Origin of the sequence: uncultured Parasphingorhabdus sp. (genome assembly GCF_963677535.2) — a bacterium.
Classification (GTDB): domain Bacteria; phylum Pseudomonadota; class Alphaproteobacteria; order Sphingomonadales; family Sphingomonadaceae; genus Parasphingorhabdus.
Genome location: NZ_CAXXUT010000003.1, coordinates 624,678 through 646,351, shown reverse-complemented (window position 1 = coordinate 646,351; position 21,674 = coordinate 624,678). Strand labels below are relative to the sequence as shown.

At 56.7% G+C, this 21,674-nt stretch carries 18 protein-coding genes; 16 read left to right on the top strand and 2 right to left on the bottom strand.

The features are described 5' to 3' along the window. Positions 1-14: 14 nt before the first annotated feature. Both ACHZCJ_RS10020 and ACHZCJ_RS10015 read right to left on the bottom strand, forming a co-directional pair. A complete protein-coding gene (locus ACHZCJ_RS10020; protein WP_321326052.1) occupies positions 15-1,022 on the bottom strand; it encodes an MBL fold metallo-hydrolase in 1,008 nt (335 codons plus the stop codon). 17 nt (positions 1,023-1,039) lie between these two features. Beyond that, positions 1,040-2,101, bottom strand: coding sequence for an MBL fold metallo-hydrolase (locus ACHZCJ_RS10015; protein WP_321326051.1), 1,062 nt, complete (start codon positions 2,099-2,101; stop codon positions 1,040-1,042). Between the two features lie 212 nt (positions 2,102-2,313). Here ACHZCJ_RS10015 and ACHZCJ_RS10010 point away from each other — a divergent pair, with 212 nt between their 5' ends. The 16 genes from ACHZCJ_RS10010 (at position 2,314) to ACHZCJ_RS09935 (ending at position 21,668) form a co-directional block, all read left to right on the top strand. Beyond that, the gene (locus tag ACHZCJ_RS10010; RefSeq protein ID WP_321326050.1) at positions 2,314-3,399 is read left to right on the top strand and encodes a putative urea ABC transporter substrate-binding protein; all 1,086 of its coding nucleotides are present in this window, start codon (positions 2,314-2,316) and stop codon (positions 3,397-3,399) included. A gap of 42 nt (positions 3,400-3,441) precedes the next feature. Continuing rightward, the gene (locus ACHZCJ_RS10005; RefSeq protein WP_159646315.1) at positions 3,442-4,257 is read left to right on the top strand and encodes an ABC transporter permease; all 816 of its coding nucleotides are present in this window, start codon (positions 3,442-3,444) and stop codon (positions 4,255-4,257) included. Next, the gene (locus ACHZCJ_RS10000; RefSeq protein WP_321326047.1) at positions 4,254-5,072 is read left to right on the top strand and encodes an ABC transporter ATP-binding protein; all 819 of its coding nucleotides are present in this window, start codon (positions 4,254-4,256) and stop codon (positions 5,070-5,072) included. Before ACHZCJ_RS10005 ends, ACHZCJ_RS10000 begins: the two co-directional genes overlap by 4 nt. A 49-nt stretch (positions 5,073-5,121) precedes the next feature. After that, complete coding sequence (locus ACHZCJ_RS09995; RefSeq protein ID WP_394700094.1) at positions 5,122-5,574, top strand: CopG family ribbon-helix-helix protein; 453 nt, start codon at positions 5,122-5,124, stop codon at positions 5,572-5,574. Further along, positions 5,571-6,395 (top strand): urea amidolyase associated protein UAAP1, encoded by an 825-nt coding sequence (locus tag ACHZCJ_RS09990; RefSeq protein ID WP_321326046.1) that lies wholly within the window; start codon positions 5,571-5,573, stop codon positions 6,393-6,395. Before ACHZCJ_RS09995 ends, ACHZCJ_RS09990 begins: the two co-directional genes overlap by 4 nt. A gap of 20 nt (positions 6,396-6,415) precedes the next feature. Beyond that, positions 6,416-7,051, top strand: coding sequence for an urea amidolyase associated protein UAAP2 (locus ACHZCJ_RS09985; protein ID WP_321326044.1), 636 nt, complete (start codon positions 6,416-6,418; stop codon positions 7,049-7,051). After that, the gene (uca, locus tag ACHZCJ_RS09980; protein ID WP_321326041.1) at positions 7,048-10,644 is read left to right on the top strand and encodes an urea carboxylase; all 3,597 of its coding nucleotides are present in this window, start codon (positions 7,048-7,050) and stop codon (positions 10,642-10,644) included. Before ACHZCJ_RS09985 ends, uca begins: the two co-directional genes overlap by 4 nt. Then, the gene (gene atzF, locus ACHZCJ_RS09975) at positions 10,644-12,410 is read left to right on the top strand and encodes an allophanate hydrolase (protein ID WP_321326038.1); all 1,767 of its coding nucleotides are present in this window, start codon (positions 10,644-10,646) and stop codon (positions 12,408-12,410) included. The genes uca and atzF overlap by 1 nt, the downstream gene beginning before the upstream one ends. Positions 12,411-12,618: 208 nt before the next feature. Beyond that, the gene (locus tag ACHZCJ_RS09970; protein WP_321326036.1) at positions 12,619-13,611 is read left to right on the top strand and encodes a sterol desaturase family protein; all 993 of its coding nucleotides are present in this window, start codon (positions 12,619-12,621) and stop codon (positions 13,609-13,611) included. A gap of 115 nt (positions 13,612-13,726) precedes the next feature. Next, a complete protein-coding gene (locus tag ACHZCJ_RS09965; protein ID WP_321326034.1) occupies positions 13,727-14,401 on the top strand; it encodes a hypothetical protein in 675 nt (224 codons plus the stop codon). A 255-nt stretch (positions 14,402-14,656) separates the two neighbouring features. Further along, positions 14,657-15,010, top strand: a complete 354-nt coding sequence (locus tag ACHZCJ_RS09960) for a hypothetical protein (RefSeq protein WP_394700093.1) — start codon at positions 14,657-14,659, stop codon at positions 15,008-15,010. A gap of 362 nt (positions 15,011-15,372) precedes the next feature. Beyond that, positions 15,373-15,954: an ANTAR domain-containing protein gene (locus ACHZCJ_RS09955; protein ID WP_321327777.1), complete on the top strand. Its 582-nt coding sequence runs from the start codon at positions 15,373-15,375 to the stop codon at positions 15,952-15,954. Then, positions 15,951-17,168, top strand: a complete 1,218-nt coding sequence (locus ACHZCJ_RS09950) for a CmpA/NrtA family ABC transporter substrate-binding protein (protein WP_159646285.1) — start codon at positions 15,951-15,953, stop codon at positions 17,166-17,168. The genes ACHZCJ_RS09955 and ACHZCJ_RS09950 overlap by 4 nt, the downstream gene beginning before the upstream one ends. 253 nt (positions 17,169-17,421) lie before the next feature. Further along, positions 17,422-18,834: a CmpA/NrtA family ABC transporter substrate-binding protein gene (locus ACHZCJ_RS09945; RefSeq protein ID WP_321326026.1), complete on the top strand. Its 1,413-nt coding sequence runs from the start codon at positions 17,422-17,424 to the stop codon at positions 18,832-18,834. A 28-nt stretch (positions 18,835-18,862) separates the two neighbouring features. Continuing rightward, positions 18,863-19,930, top strand: a complete 1,068-nt coding sequence (locus tag ACHZCJ_RS09940) for an ABC transporter permease (RefSeq protein ID WP_321326024.1) — start codon at positions 18,863-18,865, stop codon at positions 19,928-19,930. 10 nt (positions 19,931-19,940) lie between these two features. Further along, entirely contained in the window at positions 19,941-21,668 is a 1,728-nt protein-coding gene (locus ACHZCJ_RS09935; protein ID WP_321326022.1) for a nitrate ABC transporter ATP-binding protein, read from the top strand. Positions 21,669-21,674: the final 6 nt, after the last annotated feature.

The window sequence follows — 21,674 nt, the reverse complement described above, 5'->3', positions numbered from 1 at the left end:
CCGGTAACGGCATGTCAGTAACGATAAGGATTGGAATCGATGGTGGTCGTGCTGCGCGTCTGGTTGCAGAGGAAAACTGTGCCGGTGAAATAGATCCCGGGCTCGGTGATCGTTTTTGCAAAAGCGAATGTCTCGCGAAGTTGCTGTACCGTCATCTGCACCGGGGCTTCGTCTGGCTGGTGGGTCAGCCCATAGGGATAGTCCGTACCATCCTTGCTGATCTCGACATGGCAACCCATGACGTGGGTTACGGGGTGCGTGTCAACAAAGTCGATCAGCCGCTTCATGCTGGCGAACCAGGGCTCCCAGTAGGTGATGTAGCACCGCCCGCGATAGAACATATCGCCGGTGTAGAGAATCTGGGTGTAATTGTCATAATAGGCAAATTCTGACACCACGTGGCCGGGCGAGCCCCAGATCTCGATCTCGCGTCCGCCCAGATCGAGCGTCACGCTTTCTTCCGGATAATTGGTCATGCCCCAGAAACCGAGCATTTCTTCATGAGTCAGGCCCATGTAGCGGGTGTTCGGTCGGTCGGCGAACTGGTTGACTGCAGCATAATGGTCCGAGTGAAGATGACTGAAGGCAACCAGCAGTTCCAGACTCGCCGGGTCGCGACCGTTCCGCGAACACCAGTCCGCGATACACTCGTCGATTACGCCGCGCAGATCCCAGTCATTGCGTAGCGTGGTGAAGCCTTCGTCAAGCAGCAAAACCCGATCATTGCCAAAATACAGCGGCGTGAACGGTGCCTCGAAACTGTAGGCCTTGTTCTGGCGCAGAATTGCAGTGTGCGCATTATACCAGTGGACTTGCACCGGTGGGTCGGTGTTGTCCATGCAGGAAGACGAACCGCATATCCAGCGTTTGGGAAAACCGCCCGGCGCGGGTAGATTGCTTTTGAAATCGATTGGCGCCGGGCGCGTGGCAGCCACTGCCGAGTTACCGAATGTAGTCAGCGCATTGCCAGTGAGCGCAACGGTGGCGGCGGCATTGTAGGAAATGAACGTACGACGATCCATGAAAATTCTCTCTGATTCTAGAACGGCCGGGGCGGGTTGATCTGGGGCACGCCCTCGGGCCAAACCGGTGTCCGCTGGTCCGGGCTGACTCCGTTGAAAAGGACAAAATCCGGACGAATGAGCAACATGTCCTTGCCCTGGATTTCGCGTGCATATTGCAACACTTCATCGATCACGTCCGGTGCCAGTTGCAGGATCCGCTCGTAAGGCTTGTAGGTGGCGAAGCGGGGGTAATATCTGCCGGGAACGAACATCATCTCGATATGGCCACCAAGAATCCATTTTGGCGAACGGTCCGCTGCGAAAGCCTTCAGTCGTTCGAGCGATGTCACGAAGTCGCGGTCATTGCTGATATTGATCTTGCCGGGATACAGAAAGTCTCCGGTGAACAGAATCTGGCAATAGGGATCATAAAATGCGACGCCATCCTTATGGGTTCCGGGCGTCGGGATGACCTCGATCACGCGGTCGCCAAGATCGATTGCGCCGGTGCCGGAGGGCCAGCTGCTCCGGAACCCATAATGTTGCTTCATCACATCAAGCGGCGTGGGCACGATATTCGTATCGGGCCGTCCGGCGAATTGCACCAGACCCTGATTTTGCGCGATATCTTCTCCTGAAGTCAAAGCAATGGTCAGTGGTACCTTGCTTCGCCCTCTTGCCTGACCCCAACGCGTGATAATCGCATCGACTGTCTCGCGCAGCGGATAATGTTTTGCGTTGGCAGTCGCGCCGCTGTCGATCAGCAAAGCGCCCTGGTTGCCAAACAGCAGATAGGTGAAGGGGGCTTCCCAATGGACACAGACATTTTGCCGCAGGACAAAACTGTCCTCATTATATTGAACGACCTGCACACGCGGATCGCGGTTCTTGGCAGCGACATTGGAGCCGTAGGTCCAGCGAAAGGCAAGTCTGCCGGGTGCCGGACCGTCGCTGTTATAATCATGGACCACTGGTTCCGAGGGATGTAGCGGCACCGCTGAATCAGTATTGCGGACCCCGGGCGGATTATACCCCAACGCGGCATTGCCATTGCCGGAGGCGGTGGGATTAAGGGCTGGTGCGGACGTTTGCGGCATCGAATACTCCTGACCAAGGTTCCAGCGCGGCGTTAACCGGCTGCTTTCGATGCATACTCCCCCGAGGCACAGCCTTTTTCCCGGTTTCCGGTTGATTCGGCATGTGTATCTGGGAAACATACGGATATTACTAAATATATCAATGGTAATAAATTTAGATGGACAACGAGTCGTTTTAGCGCAATGCTGCAACTGCGAAAGGAAATCGAATCATGATCAAAGGGATACGTCGCGCGGGGGCATTGGCAATGCTGGCATGTGCATTCATTATAACATCGTGTTCGCCAACGGCCGAGGAAACGGCAGCGCCACGCACTGAATTCAATATCGGCTGGTCTATCTACGCCGGCTGGATGCCTTGGCCATATGCCGAACAGGCCGGCATCGTTAAGAAATGGGAAGACAAATACGGCATCAAGATCAATATCGTTCAGGTAAATGATTATGTGGAATCCGTGAACCAGTATACCGCTGGTCAACTTGACGGCGTCACCGTCGCCAATATGGACGCGCTCACCATCCCCGCTGCAGGCGGCAAGGACACCAGCGCAATCATCGTAGGCGACTATTCGAACGGCAATGACGGCGTGCTTTTGAAAGGTACCGGCGATCTTCACGCGATCAAGGGACAGAAAATCAATCTCGTGGAACTTTCGGTTTCACATTATCTGCTGGCACGCGCGCTGGATGCGGTCGGCCTGTCGATGACCGACGTCAGCACGGTCAATACTTCGGACGCGGACATAGCCGGCGCCTTCCTGTCGCAGGACGTGACTGCCGCGGTGGCCTGGAACCCACAGCTGTCGACGATGCAGCAGGCGCCGGGTGCAAAAATGGTGTTCAGTTCTGCCAATATTCCAGGCGAAATTCTCGACCTCCTGGTCGTCGATACCGCAACGCTGAAGGCGAATCCCAATCTCGGCAAGGCGCTTGCCGGAATTTGGTACGAGACGACCGCATTGATGCAGAAGCAGGATGACGAAGGCAAGGCGGCGCGGGCGGCAATGGCCGAGCTCGCGGGAACGACGCCCGAAATGTTCGATGATCAGCTTGCAACCACCTTTCTCTATGCGGATCCTCAATCTGCTGTTGCGGCCACGTCGGACGAGGCTTTGATCGAAACAATGACCCGGGTGCGCGACTTCAGCTTCTCGCAGGGGCTATTTGGTCAAGGCGCAAAGTCGGCGGATGTTGTGGGCATGGCTTTCCCGGGAGGCAAAACGCTCGGGGATTCGAACAATATTACCTTGCGCTTCGACGAGACATATATGCAAATGGCCGTCGATGGGGCGCTGTAGTCTGCTGATACAAGGAAACGGCAAGATCGGGATAGGAGCAATATGCGCTGGGTAAATCGTCGCATTAGTCGGGGCAATAATCTGCTCTTGGGCTCCATTCCGATCCTGATACTGGTAATAATCTATCTCTTGGCAGCTGCCGAGCGTCACTCGATCAATCCCAGCGACAAGCTGCTTCCGCTACCCGGCGCTATGGTTCAGGCCATGTGGGGGCTGCTGTTTGAACCCGACCAGCTCACCGGCCGGCTTCTCTTCTGGGCCGACACGTTCGCCAGCCTGCAGCGGCTCGGACTAGGGCTGGGTATATCGACCCTGTCGGCGCTACTGGTCGGATTATTGCTCGGTATATTACCGCCAGTGCGGGCCACATTCGGCATGCTGGTGACAGGGATAGCAGTGATCCCGCCCATTGCATTGCTGCCGATTTTGTTCATCGCCTTCGGTCTCGGGGAGGCGGCCAAAGTGGCGCTGATCGTCATCGGCGTCGCGCCCTTCATGATCCGTGACATTGCTGCCCATATCGGAAGTTTGCCACGGGAGCAGATCATCAAGGCCCAGACTCTGGGGGCAAGCACCTGGCAACTGATTTTGCGGGTCGCTCTGCCGCAGGCTATGCCAAGGTTGATCCAGGCGGTGCGATTGTCGCTCGGACCGGCCTGGGTGTTCCTGATCTCTGCAGAGGCAATCGCGTCGGATATCGGCCTCGGATACCGGATTTTCCTCGTCCGCCGCTATCTCGCAATGGATGTCATTCTGCCTTATGTTGCCTGGATCGCTTTGATCGCTGTAGCAATTGACTTTCTGCTCGCCCGCTCCAGTCGCAGTCTTTTTCCCTGGGCGCATGGAGCAAGCCATTGAGCGCCGCACTGAGTTTGCAAAACCTGTGGGTCGAATATGGCGACAAGGTGGTTCTGGAGCGCATCAATCTCGAGATTGAGGAAGGTTCTTTTGTTTCGATAATCGGGCCTTCGGGGGCCGGCAAGAGCAGCCTGCTCCGGGTCGTTCTTGGGCAGGAAGCGCCCACCACCGGGACCATCCTGCTTGACGGTAAACCGCTGAATCCCGAATGCGGACCAGACCGGGGAGTCGTGTTCCAGCGCTACTCGGTATTTCCTCATCTGACGGTCCTCGGCAATGTGTTGTTCGGCCTTGAATGTGTGCAGGCGCCACTTGCGGCGCGGCTCTTCGGGGCGCAACGGAAAGCTGCGGTTGCGGAAGCGGAAGAGATGCTGGCAGCGGTCGGTTTGAGCGATAGCCTGCACCTTTTCCCGGCGCAGATGTCAGGTGGCATGCAACAGCGGCTGGCGATCGCACAGGCGCTCATAAAACGGCCCCGTATCCTGTTGCTTGACGAACCTTTCGGCGCACTTGATCCCGGAATCCGGTCGGATATGCACGCGCTGATAACGCGGTTGTGGAGGGAATATTCGCTGACTATAATCATGGTTACCCATGATATCCGCGAAGCTTTCACGCTGGGGACCAGGGTGTTGGCGCTGGACAAATTGCGCCACGATCCACACGCCCCGCACCGCTATGGTGCCTCAGTGGCATACGATATTCCGATCGAGAAAAAGAACGTTCTGCCGGAAGATATCGACCTTGGCGTGAAGAGCGATTGCAGTGTCGAAATTATGGCCAGTATTACTGTTGACAAGACTAATAATAATTGAGAGGAGCAAGGACATGATATCCGAACCCACCAAATTAGCCCGGCTCAGCATGAGCCTACCTGCAGACCTGTTGCTTCACCTCGACAATATGGTCGAGGAGCGTGGATTGCCGTCGCGGTCCCAGCTGATGTCAGAGCTGATCCGTCATGCGCTGGCAGAGCATGAAGCGCTGACCCGGCCCGAAGAAATGCTCGCAGGGACCATCACGCTGGTTTATCGCGGAGATCACGCGGGTGTGCGTCAACAGCTCGCCACCACCCAGCTGCATTATCTGAAAGAAGTCATCTCCTCGCAACATGTCTTCCTCGAAGACGACCAGTCTCTGGAAGTGTTGCTGGTACAGGGGCCAGCGGTGCGGCTGGAGGGGCTGTGCGATGCCTTGCGGCGCATTCGTGGTGTACATCAGCTGCGGCTCGTCACCACCACCGCCTTGCTGCCGCAGCTGCATGAACAGGACGAGGTGACCGACAAGAAAGGGAAAAGCAGGAGCGCCGCGGCATGACCAAGCCATTGGCGGATCCCATGGCGGCACGCGATCATGCACGTGCGATGGCTGGTACGAAGGTCGATGCCATGCCTGTCCTGCCTCCGGTCGCCGCCGATCTGCCCGCCGGTGTGGCCGCTGACGATTTGCTGTGGGAAGAGACAGTCGCCGCTGGCGGCTATGCCACCCGCAAGCTGGCACGAGGTTCGCGCCTGCGCCTCATAGACCTTGAAGGCGACGCCTGTGCCTCGGTGTTGATCTTCAACGCTGAAATGCCGACCGAGCGACTCAATGTCGCGGACACGGTAAAGGTGCAGTGGAATGCCTATCTCGGTGCCGGCAAGTTGCTGTTGTCCGACATGGGCCGGGTTATGATGAGCATCTTGCGGGATGATGCGGGTACGCATGATGCATTCTGCGGGACATCCAACGCTGCGACGAACACTGCCAAATATGGTGAAGGCCATAATAGCAGTGTCGTTCCCAACGGCCGCGACCGTCTTTTGCTGGGCTCGGCCAAATATGGTTTGCAAAGACCCGATGTTCACCCCTGCGTCAATTTTTTCAAAGGAACGAAGATCGAGGCGGACGGGACCATCACTCCAATTGTCGGTCCTTTTGATGCAGGGCGGGAACTGGTTCTGCGCGCCGAAATGGATGTGATTGTCGTTATCGCCAATTGTCCCCATATTCTCGACCCGCGCGAGAAATGGACAGTGACCCCGCTGCGTGTTTCGGCTTGGCGCGGGGCGGTGACGCCGGACGATGACGATATTCGCAATGCCACGCCGGAGGGCTTGCGGGCCTTTCAGAATGTCGAAGATTATTTCCGTCGCTAGGAAGGGATAATATCTCCAAAATGACAACTCCCCCAGAAATGCCCGAATTTGACGGTGCCGTTGTTCATGATGAAATCGTGCCTGCCAGGGCCCCCTGGCTCCATCATCTCGCCGCCGGTCAAACCCTCCATATCGTCGACACGGAAGGAAATCAGGCGGTTGATTTTCTGCTCTATTCAGCTGCCGATGATTCCGAACGCTATAGCGCACAGGATACCGTCGCAGCGCAGGGCAATCTGTTCCTTCGCGCTGGTACTGTCCTGCGGTCGAACGAGGGGCGCCCGATGATGACTATCCTGGCGACGTCGGTGGAGTATCACGACACCATCGGCGGCGCCTGTTCCTGCGAGTCCAACACGCTGCGTTACGGGCATCACACCAAGAGTCAGCATGCCTGTGTCGAGAATTTCCTCGCGGCCAATCTGACCGAAGGGCGCGGCAAGCGCGATATCGTTTCCAATATCAACTTTTTCATGAACGTGCCGGTAGAAGAAGACGGGACGCTGGGCATTGTCGATGGTATTTCCGCCCCGGGGCTGACCGTTGACCTGCGCGCTGAAATGGACCTGATCGTGGTTGTGTCGAACTGCCCGCAGATCAACAATCCTTGCAACGGGTTCAATCCCACTCCGGTGCGAATGATCGTTACCGCATGAGCGTTGATACGGTTCTTATTGCCAACCGCGGAGCAATTGCTACCAGAATTATTCGAACGATACGCCGCATGGGTTTGCGATCGGTTGCGGTCTATTCCGACGCCGATGCCGACTCCCTGCATGTATCGCAGGCGGATATGGCTATATGCATAGGGCCAGCGCCGGCCACCGAGAGCTATCTCGATATTGCCGCGATCATCGAGGCCGCGCGGGAAACCGGCGCGCGCTTCATCCATCCCGGCTACGGCTTCCTGGCCGAGAATGCCGAATTTGCAGAAGCATGTGCCGCTGCCGACATTGTCTTTATCGGCCCCACGCCGGACGATATGCGAACCTTCGGCTTGAAGCACAGCGCCCGTGCGCTGGCGGAAGAACATGGCTTGCCGCTTGCGCCCGGCACCGGGCTTCTCGACAACGAGGATGACGCCGCACGCGCAGCCAACGAAATTGGCTATCCGGTCATTCTGAAAGCCACGGCGGGCGGCGGCGGCATCGGCATGCAGATTTGCGAGGATGAGTCGGCCGTACGCAAGAACTGGGACAGCGTCGCTCGTCTCGGGGCCGGCAATTTCGGCGACGCCGGCGTGTTTCTGGAGCGCTATATCGCTCGCGCCCGGCATATTGAGGTGCAGATATTTGGCGACGGCACCGGGCGGGTGATGCCGCTCGGCGAACGGGACTGTTCGTTGCAAAGGCGGAACCAGAAGGTTGTCGAAGAGTCGCCGGCACCGGATCTTGACGATGAGGTGCGCCGCGAACTCATCGCCGCAGCGGTGCGCCTGGGTGCGGCTGCGCGCTATCTCTCCGCCGGTACGGTCGAGTTCCTCTTTGATGCCGATCGCCAGGAATTCTTCTTCCTGGAAATGAATACTCGGCTACAGGTCGAACACGGCGTCACCGAAGAGGTGATGGGCATTGATCTTGTCGAGTGGATGATCCGCGGGGCGGCAGGAGACTTTTCATTTCTGGATCGCGAGCCACCGGTGGCAACGGGCCATTCTATACAAGTCCGTCTATATGCCGAAGATCCTGCACTGGATTATCGGCCGACCAGCGGCACCATCACCGCCATCGATTTTCCTGAATCTCTTCGTGCCGAAACATGGTGTACGGCCGGCAGCGCGATCAGCGCCTGGTATGATCCGATGATCGCAAAACTTATTGTTCACGCCGATACAAGAGAGGAAGCCATTGCCGCAATGCAGGCCGCGCTCGACGAAAGCCGGGTGGACGGCCTTGAGTCCAACCTTCGCTGGCTGCGCGCCGTCGTCCGCGATGATCGTTTCATGTCCGGACAGGTTGCGACGAGATTGCTGGATACGATCGTCTATAATCCGCGCAGCATCCGGGTGGTTTCCGGTGGCACCGCAACCACGGTTCAGGACTGGCCGGGCCGCATCGGTCTCTGGTCAGTCGGAGTGCCGCCCTCGGGGCCGATGGATGATCATTCCTTCCGTATCGGCAACCAGCGGCTTGGCAATCCGGAAGGCACAGCCGGGCTGGAGATTACGTTTACCGGTCCAACCCTCTATTTCAACGCACCCGCGCGCATTTGCATCACCGGAGCCGATTTCGGTGCCCGGCTCGACGATGAGCCTGTTGAACGGGGCGTTCCGCTCGACATCACTGCGGGCCAGACGCTCGCGCTCGGCCGGGTGAGTGGCGGCGGCATGCGCGGTTACATTTTGATCGCGGGTGGCCTCGACATTCCCGCCTATCTCGGCAGCCGCAGCACCTTCGAACTGGGCCAATTCGGTGGCCATGCCGCTCGAAAGCTGGTGGCAGGCGATATGTTGCATCTGGCAGAAGCCGAGGTCAGCGCACCCGCTCCGGTTTCCGACGTTTCGGATTTCGGGAATCACTGGACTTTGCGCGTTTTATACGGTCCCCACGGCGCGCCCGATTTTTTCACCGAGGACGATATCCGTGCAACCCTCGATGCCGATTGGCGCGTCCACTATAACAGCAACCGCACCGGCGTGCGTCTGATTGGACCAAAGCCGCAATGGGCAAGGGCCGATGGCGGGGAGGCGGGCTTGCACCCCTCCAATATCCACGACAATCCTTACGCGATCGGTGCCGTCGATTTTACCGGCGATATGCCGATCATTCTTGGCCCCGATGGCCCATCGCTCGGCGGATTCGTCTGTCCGTTCGTGGTGATCGCCGCCGATCGCTGGAAAATCGGGCAGCTTGCGCCCGGAGACCGCCTGCGGTTTGTGCCGGTCACGCTTGATGATGCCAGGGCTGCCGACCGTGCTCCGATGGAACTTGCGGCAAATCCCTTACGCCCCGGCCCGCAGCGCGAGATCGCTGATCTTTCACCGATCCTCGCTGACACAGAGGCTCAGGGACTACGCCCCCGGACGGTGTACCGGCAACAGGGTGACCGCAATATACTGGTCGAATATGGAGAGATCGTCCTCGACATTGAATTGCGTATCCGCGTTCATGCCCTGATGACGCTGCTCGAGGAAAAAGCCTTGCCAGGCGTGATCGATATCGTCCCCGGCATCCGTTCGCTGCAACTCCATTTCGATGACAATATTCTTGATCAGACGGGCGCGCTGGCTGCCCTTATGGAAGCCGACAATCAACTGGGCGATCTCGAGGATTTCACGGTTCCTTCGCGGATCGTGCATCTGCCGCTCAGCTGGCGGGATCCGGCCACACTGGAAACGATCGAGAAATATATGGCCGCAGTTCGTGACGACGCGCCGTGGTGCCCGGACAATATCGAGTTCATCCGGCGGATCAATGGCCAGCCTGATGCGGATGCTGTCGAGGATATCATTTTCGATGCCAGCTATCTCGTGATGGGGCTGGGCGACGTCTATCTTGGCGCGCCGGTGGCAACACCGGTCGATCCCCGGCACCGGCTGGTAACCACCAAATATAATCCGGCCCGCACATGGACACCGCCCAATGTGGTCGGAATCGGCGGTGCCTATATGTGCATATACGGTATGGAAGGGCCCGGAGGCTATCAGCTTTTTGGCCGTACTATCCAGGTGTGGAATACCTATCGGCAAACCGATGCCTTCGTTGATGGCAAGCCGTGGTTGCTGCGCTTCTTCGACCAGATCCGCTTTTTCAGTGTGAGCCCTGAGGAACTGGTTGAATGGAGAAGGGATTTTCCCAATGGGCGCCGGTCAATCCGGATCGAGGAATCGGAATTTCGTCTCGCTGACCATCGCGCCTTTCTGGCTGACAATGCGGAGTCGATTGAAGCTTTTGAGGCAACGCGTCAGTCCGCTTTCGAGGCGGAACGCGCCCAATGGCAGCAGGATGGCGAATTTGATCGCGTGACACAACTGACAGAAGACCCCGCTCTTGGGGCCGCCGCTGACCCGGCGATTGAACTGCCAGAAGGCACCGATCTGATCGAGGCGCCCTTTGGCGGAAGCGTGTGGAAGCTGATGGTTGCGGAAGGCGACACGGTAAAGGCCGGCGATGTTATCGCCGTTATCGAAGCGATGAAAATGGAAAGCCCGCTCGAAAGCCCGGATAATGGCACAATTGCAGCTCTCTATATCAACGAGCGCCAGTCGCTCGAACCAGGCGCGCCGATGCTGGCGTTGAGGAAGCACTAATGACGAAGCTCGACCGGCAAAGCCCTGCGGCGATCGCGGCAGCCGTAAATGGCGGAAAAACTAGCGCGCTCGCCGTAGCGCAGGAAACGCTCGCCCGTCTTGATGCCTATGATGCGGTTCAGCCGCAAATATGGATCAGTCGCGCTGCGTCCGACGATATGCTTGTCGCAGCTCGCGCAGTTGATGGTCGCATCGCGGCAGGGGAAAAGCTGCCGCTGGCCGGCGTGCCCTTTGCGGTAAAGGACAATATCGATGTCGCCGGTTTTGAAACCACGGCTGGCTGTCCTGCCTACGCCTATTCCCCCGCTGCTTCTGCAACCGTGGCCGCAAAGCTGCTCGAGGCGGGAGCCATATGCGTCGGGAAAACCAATCTCGATCAATTCGCCACCGGTCTGGTCGGCACGCGCAGTCCTTATGGCATCCCCCGCAATGCCTATAATCTTGCTTATGTCAGCGGGGGGTCGAGCTCGGGGTCGGCAGTGGCGGTTGCTGCGGGCCTTGTTGCCTTCGCACTGGGCACCGATACCGCCGGTTCGGGCCGGGTGCCCGCAGCGTTCAACCATCTTGTCGGTCTCAAACCGACCAAGGGACGCTGGAGTACAAAAGGTCTCGTGCCAGCCTGCCGGACGATCGACTGTATCACGGTGTTTACCGACAATTTGTCTGATGCACGGCTGGTAGACGATGTACTCGCCGGCTTTGACGCGGAGGACCCCTATTCGAAGCCGCTGGTCGATTGCACGATGCAACCCCGGCGGATCGGCGTACCCCGCCGCGACCAGCGCGTCTGGTTCGGTGACAGCCAGTCCGAATATCTTTACGATCAGGCGATCGCCCGTTTGGGAAGCGATGCTGAGATCGTCGAACTCGACATATCGCCTCTCAATGAAGCGGCCAGTCTTCTGTATAATGGGCCATGGGTTGCCGAACGAACAGCAGCCATGCACGATCTGTTGGCCAGCAATCCGGATGCGATCCACCAAACGGTCCGCCAGATCACCGAGGCCGGCTTGAGCAAGAATGCAGTGGATGTATTCAAGGGGATATACCGGCTTGCCGAACTCAAACGCCAGGCGGACGGACTGTGGAACGAGGTCGACATGCTGGCCTTTCCCACCACCGGCACGACCTATCGCGTTGCGGAGCTATTGGTGGCGCCAATAGTGTTGAACAGCAATCTGGGCGCCTACACCAATTTCGTGAATCTTCTCGACATGGCGGCTGTCGCTGTGCCCGCTGGCACCCGTGCGAACGGGACCGGTTTCGGTATCACCTTGATCGGACCCGCCGATAGTGATCATGCCCTGCTCGATGCAGCGGAAACCTATTTCGCGGCAGCAGATTTTCCTGCTCCGCCAGCACTCGATCTGGAGGGAAAAATGGAAAGCGTAAAACTGGCCGTCGTCGGAGCCCATTTGAAAGACATGCCGCTACACTGGCAGCTGACCTCACGCGATGCCGCGTTCGTCGGTGCTTTCGAAACGGCTCCCACCTATCGTCTTTACGCGATCGCCGACAGCGTGCCGCCCAAACCCGCGCTGGTGCACAGCGAGGATGGAGCTGCCATCAAAGTGGAGGTTTATGAACTCGACGTCGCAGCCTTTGGCAGCTTTGTAGCAGAAGTTCCGGCCCCGCTTGCAATCGGAACCGTCACTCTGGCCGACGGCAGCAGCGTCAAGGGTTTTGTCGCTGAGTCTCGCGCAACGACAGGCGCACAGGATATTACCGAATTTGGCGGCTGGCGAGCCTTTATTGCGGCGAAATAGCATGTCTATTACGCGTTCAGCGGAGGTAAATTGAGCTACGGCGACGCACGAAAATATTACGCTTGACGTATTTGATAATATCAATACGATAGCCGTTATATCAAAAAATAAGAATCGTTCACAGGAGAGAAACTGCATTACCGGGCCGGTTGCACGGCGGGTAGGCAGCGATTCTGGGGCCTTGGGGCCTCACCAAGGAGGTCTCGCTATGAACGGAGTTCGGGTAGGAAAAAGGATCATCGGAGCTGACGCGCCAGTCACTGTCGGATGGGAAAATATCGGCAGGGTTGAAGGCGGTCCGGCGAAACAGATCTTCTTCACATATTTCCAGCCGACCGTGCTCTTTGCCGTGCTCGCCTTCTGGTATTATGCGCCCAATTCCATTGCTGTAGCATCCACGGCCATCATGATCGGGATCGCTTTCAAGCTGTTCCTGCTGGGGCTCGAATGGGTCAATCCGCGTTATGACAGCTGGCGGCTCACCTGGAAGGAATTTGCTACCGATCTGTTCTATGTCGGTCTCGGTTACACGCTTCTTCGCATGGTTGACAATTATATCGGCGACGGTGTGATGATCGAAGCCATCCAGAATTCTTTTGACTGGGACAAATTTGCTTGGTTCACCGGATTGCCGCTGCTGGTCCAGGCGCTTTTGATCTCGCTGATTTTTGAATTCGGCCAATATTGGATGCACCGCGGAATGCACAACTGGTATCCGCTCTGGCTGACCCATGCGCCGCATCACTACATCACCCAGTTGAACATCAACAAGGGGGCTGTTGGCAATCCGATCGAATTGTTCCTGATCGGGCTTGGCATCGGCGGCTTCTTCGATTTCATCCCGCGGGCCTTTCTGCTCGCTGGCGCGATCGGCCTCACGGTTGGCGTTTACCAGCACATCAACGTTCGTTTCAATAGTCCCCGCTGGTGGCGGTTCCTGTTCAACACCACCGAGCACCACAGTGTGCACCACTCGCAAGATTATGAAGCGACGCGCAGCAATTATGGGGCCAGCTGGATCATATTCGACCGTCTTTTCGGAACCTGTGTGGACGGCGAGGCGGAATTGCTCGGGATGGAAGGCGGGCGCCGCATGCCGATCAACGAGACGATGACCTTCCCGTTTACGGAAGGCTATAAGTCGATCAAGTCCCGGATCAAGGATCGCCGGGAGCCACCGACCGCGATACCGGCCGAATAGTTGGCCATTTTGCCCCTGCCTGAAACGACTTTCTTTCAGAATGGGTCATCTTTGCAAATGAGCATCGCTATGCGGTGGGCATTCCGTCTCCTGAAAAATTCCAGAGGAATTGTAAGTGAAATTGCCTTTCATTGACCGGATCTGGCGTGTGAAGGGCTTGTTGCCCCTTGAAACGCCAATGTCGCCAGCAACGGCATTCGACAGGCTTGATCCGCTGTTCCAGACCAATGGTACAAGCTACGAGATAGACGGCGATACGCTGACATTCAGGAAGCATAATCCTGCCGCCCAGGACAGGCTGGCGACCTTTACCCGTGGCACGCTGACGGTGGGCGAGCGGGAAGGACGTTCGGTCCTTGCCTATAATGTCACCAGCCCGGCCCTGCTGGCCTGCTTTCTCGCGCCGTTACTCTTTGTGGCCCTGGGCCAGGTTAATGTTGCGATTGGCGAGTATGAAAAATCCAAAGCCGAAGCGGCGGAACAGGCCGGAAAAGCCGACGATGAATCGAAAAAGGATGACGAAGCGGACAAGGATGTGAAGTTGCACTGGCTGGACGTAGCCATGGGGGCACCGGCACCCGAAAAGCCCGACGAGAAAGACAAAGAAAAAGACAAATATGAAAAATACTCGCCCAAGACGGCCTATATCCTCGCGGCAATTTTCGCTACGCTTTATCTGGTAGGGCGGATTCTCGAGCCGTGGTTGCTCCGATCCATCTTCCGCAAGAAACTGTACGACACACCGCCGATTGATGACACGGATCCCGCCGAACGACTTAGCCGCGAATGATCGTCAAACTGCCTTACCATCAATAGCTGTCATATCATCGTCAGTTCGCAGATCGATAAATCCGAGATCGCGCGAAGCCAAGTCCGGAGCTCGCTTTGGCCGCTCAGGCCGATGAATGAACAAATAAATATAGGGATAGCCTGGACTATAATGGTGCGCGACGCACACAGTCGTGTACGGGTCTCATCGTGAATTCCCCTGTTATCGGGGAACCAACAGGGAAAATTAGTCATTTTGGGCCCAGAACAGGCCGATTTGACCGATCGTTTCCTGCCAGAAGTAGACATTGACCTGGGCCTGACGGGCTTCAGTTCTGGCGAGATCGACGTTGCACCTGGTGAAATGAACGAAGCCGAGTTCAGGATGTTCCTTGCTGAAACTTTGGGTGCTTGCGTTACAGTATCAAGCAGCGGAACAGTCCATTTCATATGCATCGACTGGCGTCACATGCATGAGGTCACCGCTTCGGTCGGTGATATTGTCGGCTTCCGCGGGATCCAATTTCTTGTGTTCGGGACGGCTTACTATTCAGGAACAGCAGAAGATATGGAGCGGGGTGCGCACGCCCGGCAAAGTGAATTGGCCCGACTGGGGGAAGTCAAAGGGTGAATTGCTTTGTTCGCCCGACTTGCGGTCAGTCGAACTTATGAGATGGGACGTTAATGCCGTCGTTCAGCAAATGTCTCAATCGCGGTCGCTCCCATCGGGCAATGATCTTGTCTGTTTTGCGCCCCAATTCTCGTCATTGCCACGGTCAATGACAGATTCTGCAAGCCGCCCTTTAGGGCGCAGAATTTACCGACATTCAGATGGTGACGACTTGGTAAGAGGCGGTCTGTCCGGTTCTTGCAGCAAAGAGGAAAAGCGGCCGCTGCGATTGGTGGCTCAATGATAGATTGATCCTTCATATTGCACCTGCGAACAAAAAGGCGTTAGACTGCCCACAGTCACTTCCGCAAACGGAGTCGCAATTGCGTATCGCTGTTATCGATGAAAACCCCGTTCGCGCGGCTATAATTGAAGACGGGCTCGCCGAAGTGGGTGAGCGCGATGTTTTTGTGATTTCGGAGCGTTCGGGAATGGCGCGGGCTATTGAAACGATAGACCCCGAGGTCATCCTGATCGACCTTGGCAATCCCTCCCGCGATATGCTGGAAGAATATTTTGCCGTTAGCCGTGCGGTTTCCCGCCCGATTGCCATGTTTGTCGAGCAATCCGATGAAGATACGATTGCGGCAGCCATTGATGCTGGGGTTTCTGCCTATATTGTTGATGGGCTTTCGCAGCGCCGAATGAAGCCCATACTCGATTTGGCCGTAAGACGGTTTCAGGCCTTTTCCCGCTTGCAAGCGGAGCTGAAAGAAGCGCGTGATGCGCTGTCTGATCGCACGATAATTGACAGTGCCAAGAAAATATTGATCGGGAAACGGAACATGAGCGAACCGGAAGCCCACAAGCTGCTGCGCGATCACGCCATGAACAGCAATAAACGCATGGCGGAGATCGCAGAGGCCATCGTCACGGCTGAGAAACTATTGGGAGGCGGGTTGTGAGCATCGATCAAATCAATATCGGTTTTTTGCCGCTGGTCGACGCGGCTTTGCCGATCCTGGCCCAAGAACACGGCTTTGCCGAAGAACAGGGGCTGCATCTAAACTTCATTCGGGACGTGAGCTGGGCATCGGTATTGGACAGGCTGCTATATGGTCATACCGACGCTGCGCATTTGCTCGCACCGCTTGCGATCGCCACGACGCTCGGTCGCGGGCGACCGGCCAAGCCCCTGTCCGTCCCGTTTGTCCTGGGGTTGAACGGCAACGCCATTACCATGTCCCACATCCTGGCGGACAAAGTGGCCCCTGTCGGAAGGCTCGGTGATCCGGTCGCCGTTGGCGAAAAATTGAAGGCCGAAATCGCCGAACGTGCACGGAGCGGAAGTCGCGTTCGATTTGGTGTTGTTCACCGCTATTCCGGTCACAATTACAAGTTGCGCTATTGGCTAGCACAATGCGGTATCGCGCCGGACACCGATGTTGATATCGTAACCATTGCCCCACCGTTCGCTGCTGATGCGCTGGCGAATGACGAGGTAGACGGAATATGTGTTGGTGAGCCATGGAATAGCGTTGCCGTCGAGCGCGGCGTAGGTCGGATCGTTCTGGTCACGGCACAAATCTGGCGGCGCGGTGTCGAAAAGGTGCTGGCCATGCCGGCTGATAAGCTAGATGATAATCGGGACAAGTTTGAACGCTTGGTTCGAGCGCTACATTTTGCCGCCAAGCATTTTGTCGATCCGGTAAATTGGGATGCCAATGCCGCGATACTGGCGCGGAAAGAGTATCTCGACGGCTCGGCGAGGCTGATCAATCGGGCAATATCGGACCGGATCATGTTGACGGCCGGTGCTCCGCCTCTGGATGCGCCAGATTTTATGTTCCAATATCGAGAAGCAGCAAACTTCCCCTGGAAAAGTCAGGCGGCGTGGCTCTATTCGCAATTGTTGCGCTGGGATCACCTTGCCTATAATGCGAATGACCAACTGCGCGCCGAACAGGTCTTTCAGCCCAATGTTTATCGTACCGCATTGAAGGGACTCGATACACCGATGCCCGGAGCCAATGCCAAACTGGAAGGCAGCGTGAGCGATAGCCTGCCGGTCGGTTCGACTCAGGGGCGATTGACCCTAGGCGCAAATCCGTTTTTCGATGGTCGGGTTTTTGATCCGATGGCGGTACAGAACTATTTGGATTCCTTGCCTAAATCCTGATCTTTGTTGCGATGCAGTATTTTTTCTTGCCTTTTCTTTCCCGCTAATGTTATTTGATTCGGGACGGGAAAACTCCCGACACAATATTTACCGGTTTGTCCAATGGCGGGCAAACGCATGGTAGAACGAAATATAATCGAATAGGCAATGTCGCCGCCCAAGCCAGTCCGCAAGACTGCTGCTTGAGGCGGTTTTTTTGCGTGTTTTTTCGTTCCACCCTGGCGTTTCCCGGCAATGAAAAAGGGATTGAGCAATGAAATCGAACCGCCGCAATTTTCTTCTCATGGCTGCCTGTGCAGTGGCTTTGTCTGCATGCGGAAGCGGTGGCGACAGTTCTTCCAATAGCGGCGAGACGGTTAAGCCCGCCACCATGGATGGCGCGATCGAAAAACCAGTTTTGAAACTTGGGTTCATCAAGCTCACCGATATGGCGCCGCTTGCCATTGCCAAGGAAAAGGGATTTTTCGCGGAAGAAGGTTTGAACGTTACCCTCGAACCGCAGGCGAACTGGAAAGTGTTGCTCGATGGTGTCATCGGCGGCCAACTCGATGGCGCACATATGCTGGCCGGGCAGCCGCTCGCCGCGACAATCGGCTATGGGACCAAGGCGGATCTCATCGCTCCGCTTTCGCTCGACCTCAACGGCAATGCGATCACACTGTCGAACAAGGTCTGGGCCCAGATCGAGCCGGGTCTTAAAAAAAATTCGGATGGAAAGCCCGTACACCCGATCAGCGCTTCAGTCCTAAAACCGGTGATTGCGAATTACAAATCGCAGGGCAAGCAATTCAAGATGGGCATGGTCTTTCCGGTTTCCACCCACAATTACGAGCTGCGTTACTGGCTGGCAGCGGGCGGTGTTGACCCCGGATATTACACCCCTGGCGATGTTGGCGGGACGGTTGGTGCCGAAGCAGCGCTTTCGGTTACCCCACCGCCGCAGATGCCCGCAACGATGGAAGCCGGCACGATTGACGGCTATTGCGTGGGTGAACCCTGGAATCAGGCGGCCGTGCAAAAGAAAATCGGTGTTCCGGTGATTACCGATGACGAAATCTGGAAAAAGAACCCGGAAAAAGTCCTCGGCCTGCGCAAGGATTTTGCCGAGAAATATCCCGCGACTACGGCCGCCATGCTCCGCGCGATTATCAAGGCACAGCAATGGTTGGACGTTGATGGCGGCAAGAATCGTGCTGAAGCAGTGAAAATTCTGGCACGATCCAATTATGTCGGCGCGGACGAAGCGGTGATCGGTGCCTCGATGACCGGCCAGTTCACTTTCCAGTCCGGCGACACGCGGCCGGCGCCCGATTTCAACATCTTCTTCAATGATTATGCCGGCTATCCCTTTTACTCGGATGCAATCTGGTATCTCACCCAGATGCGGCGTTGGGGACAGATTGCCGAAGACCAGACCGATCAATGGTATTTCGATACAGCAAAGGCGGTCTACCGGCCTGATCTCTATCTGACCGCCGCGAAAAAACTGGCGGACGAAGGGGTCATACCCGCCGACAGTATTCCGGAGTCGGACGGCTTCAAGGGTGAGCAATCGGGCTTTATCGATGGCATCATTTATGATGGCAGGGCTCCCAATGCCTATCTCGCGAAATTCCCCATCGGTCTGAAGGCTGGTCAGAAAGTGACCAATTCCGGCGTCAACTAAGCTTCTGATGAATAAAGGAACCAAAGACATGGCAACCGTCGCTGCGAACCCAATAGAGCCCGATACCGGTCTTGAAGATACGGTGAAGCCAAGGCAACTCAATGGCGCTGCCGCGGCCGATCCCGCTACACGGGTTGCTACGAGTTCCAATGCGCCGAACCGGAGCTTCCTCGATCCTCAAATGTTGGTTGCCTGGACGAAAAGCCTCGCCGCACCGATCGTTGGAATTCTGGCTTTTCTGGCACTGTGGGCGGTTCTTGCGCCGCAGGTAGACACTTCGCTCGGCAGTCTGCCGGGACCGGTCGAAGTTTCGGCTCAGGGCGTAGCGCTTTTTGATGAATGGACCGCTATCCAGGAACAGAAAGCGGAATTTTATGCTGCTCAGGACGCCAGAAATGCAGCTGCAGTTGCCAATGGTGGCGAAACACGGAATTTTGAATTTAGTGGTCCGCCCACTTTTCTGGACCAGATCTGGACGTCCCTGGCGACGGTGGCCCTGGGCTTCGCTCTGGCCACGATAATCGCCGTGCCGCTCGGCCTGGTCTGCGGACTGTCCAAAACATTCAACGCCGCGATCAACCCGATCGTACAGATCATGAAACCAGTCAGTCCGCTGGCTTGGCTTCCGATTGTCACCATGGTGATTTCGGCAACGATGACCGATCCGGATCCGACCTTACCAAAAAGCTTTGTAATTTCTGCGATCGTCGTGATGCTTTGTTCGCTCTGGTCGACGCTTATCAACACCGCGATCGGCGCCGCATCGATCGACAAGGACTTACTCAACGTCGGCAAAGTGCTTCGGCTTGGCTGGTTTGCCAAACTCACTCGTCTGGTTCTGCCCTCTGCGCTCCCCTATATTTTTACCGGCATGCGCCTGTCGCTTGGCGTGGGCTGGATGGTTCTGATCGCCGCGGAAATGCTCGCGCAAAACCCCGGACTTGGCAAATTTGTCTGGGACGAATTCCAGAACGGATCCAGCCAGTCGCTCGCCCGCATCATGTTCGCTGTCATCGTGATCGGCCTGATCGGCTTCCTGCTCGACCGGATCATGATGCTTCTGCAAAATTTCGCCAGTCGCAATCGTACGGTTTGAGGAGGATATTATGACCCATAGCCTTCCCATCCTATCCCTGAACAACGTCAGCAAGTCCTTTGTCGACGGGTCCGGAATCCGGACCGATGTGCTCGACAACATCAACCTTGATGTCGCCGAGGGAGAATTTATCGCCATTCTCGGTTTTTCCGGTGCCGGCAAGACCACATTGATAAATTGCATCGCCGGACTGGCCGAAGCCGATAGCGGGGAAGTGCTGGTCAAGGGCGCGCCGTGCAAAGGACCGGGCAAGGATCGTGGTTTGGTCTTCCAGAGCTATTCGTTGTTTCCCTGGCTGAGCGTTGAAGCCAATGTCGCACTAGCGGTCGATGCGGTTCATCAGGACAAGTCCAGGGAAGAGCGTGCGGCGCTGGTGCGGCAGAAGATCGAACTGGTCGGCCTGGATCACGCGATGGATCGCAAGCCGGCCCAGCTGTCGGGAGGCATGCGGCAGCGCGTCGCGGTTGCGCGCGCCCTTGCGATGGAGCCCGAAATCCTGCTGATGGACGAGCCTTTGTCGGCGCTCGATGCGCTGACCCGGGCAAAATTGCAGGACGAGATCGAGCGCATCCGCAAACACGAAAAGCGGACGATTGTTCTGGTAACCAACGATGTGGATGAAGCGCTGCTGCTGGCCGACCGTGTGGCGATCCTGACCCCGGCCCCATCGGCCACCATTGGCAAGATATTCGATGTCGATATCGAGCGTCCCCGCCAGCGCGAGGCAATGAATGAAGATGCGGCATATAAAACCCTGCGCAATAAGATTGTTGGCTATCTTGATATATTGAGCAGTGATCAAAAAGCGGTTGCGTCCGAATCCGCGGATCTGCCGGATATCACGCCCCTGGACCTTTCAGGCGCGCAAGAAGGCGAGCAGACGAATTTGCCGCAGGCCTATCTTGATGCAGCACAAAGCCCGATCAAAACGCGCTATCTCGAGTTTTTCAAACTCAAGAAAATCTACCCAACGCCCAAAGGTCCGCTGACGGTGGTCGAGGATGTAAATATCCTGATGGACAAGGGCGAGTTTATTTCGCTGATTGGCCACTCCGGTTGCGGCAAGTCAACCGTGCTCACAATGGCTGCCGGACTGAACGAGATCAGCGATGGCGGGATCATATTGGACGGACGGGAAGTTGATGTTGCCGGGCCCGACAAGGCCGTCGTATTCCAGGCTCCGTCATTGATGCCATGGCTGACCGCCAGACAGAATGTCGCCCTCGGCGTGGAACGGGTCTATCCGCACAGCACGCGTTCGGAACGCAAGGACATCATCGAATATTATCTGGACCGCGTTGGTCTTGGCGATGCCATGGACAAAACCGCCGCCGACATGTCGAACGGCATGCGCCAGAGGGTTGGCATAGCGCGCGCTTTCGCTTTGTCTCCCAAATTGCTGCTGCTCGACGAGCCCTTTGGTATGCTCGACAGCCTCACCCGCTGGGATCTCCAGGATGTCTTGATCGAGGTTTGGAACCGAACGAAAGTCACCGCCATCATGGTCACCCATGACGTGGACGAGGCGATATTGCTCGCCGACCGGGTGGTGATGATGACGAATGGCCCTCAGGCTACCATTGGCAAGATACTCGATGTCGATCTGCCACGGCCACGCGATCGGAAGGCGCTGCTCGAACATCCGAAATTTTACGCTTACCGGCAGGAAGTCCTGCAGTTTCTGGCCGAATATGAACATGGAAATCCGAACAAGAGCACGCAGCAGGAAGCGGCCTGAACCGAG

What these genes read in the sequence shown, in the direction of transcription:
- ACHZCJ_RS10020 (WP_321326052.1), bottom strand. Translation starts at nt 1,022, where the DNA reads ATGGATCGTCGTACGTTCATTTCCTACAATGCCGCCGCCACCGTTGCG.
- ACHZCJ_RS10015 (WP_321326051.1), bottom strand. Translation starts at nt 2,101, where the DNA reads ATGCCGCAAACGTCCGCACCAGCCCTTAATCCCACCGCCTCCGGCAAT.
- ACHZCJ_RS10010 (WP_321326050.1), top strand. Translation starts at nt 2,314, where the DNA reads ATGATCAAAGGGATACGTCGCGCGGGGGCATTGGCAATGCTGGCATGT.
- ACHZCJ_RS10005 (WP_159646315.1), top strand. Translation starts at nt 3,442, where the DNA reads ATGCGCTGGGTAAATCGTCGCATTAGTCGGGGCAATAATCTGCTCTTG.
- ACHZCJ_RS09995 (WP_394700094.1), top strand. Translation starts at nt 5,122, where the DNA reads ATGAGCCTACCTGCAGACCTGTTGCTTCACCTCGACAATATGGTCGAG.
- ACHZCJ_RS09990 (WP_321326046.1), top strand. Translation starts at nt 5,571, where the DNA reads ATGACCAAGCCATTGGCGGATCCCATGGCGGCACGCGATCATGCACGT.
- ACHZCJ_RS09985 (WP_321326044.1), top strand. Translation starts at nt 6,416, where the DNA reads ATGACAACTCCCCCAGAAATGCCCGAATTTGACGGTGCCGTTGTTCAT.
- uca (WP_321326041.1), top strand. Translation starts at nt 7,048, where the DNA reads ATGAGCGTTGATACGGTTCTTATTGCCAACCGCGGAGCAATTGCTACC.
- atzF (WP_321326038.1), top strand. Translation starts at nt 10,644, where the DNA reads ATGACGAAGCTCGACCGGCAAAGCCCTGCGGCGATCGCGGCAGCCGTA.
- ACHZCJ_RS09970 (WP_321326036.1), top strand. Translation starts at nt 12,619, where the DNA reads ATGAACGGAGTTCGGGTAGGAAAAAGGATCATCGGAGCTGACGCGCCA.
- ACHZCJ_RS09945 (WP_321326026.1), top strand. Translation starts at nt 17,422, where the DNA reads ATGAAATCGAACCGCCGCAATTTTCTTCTCATGGCTGCCTGTGCAGTG.
- ACHZCJ_RS09940 (WP_321326024.1), top strand. Translation starts at nt 18,863, where the DNA reads ATGGCAACCGTCGCTGCGAACCCAATAGAGCCCGATACCGGTCTTGAA.
- ACHZCJ_RS09935 (WP_321326022.1), top strand. Translation starts at nt 19,941, where the DNA reads ATGACCCATAGCCTTCCCATCCTATCCCTGAACAACGTCAGCAAGTCC.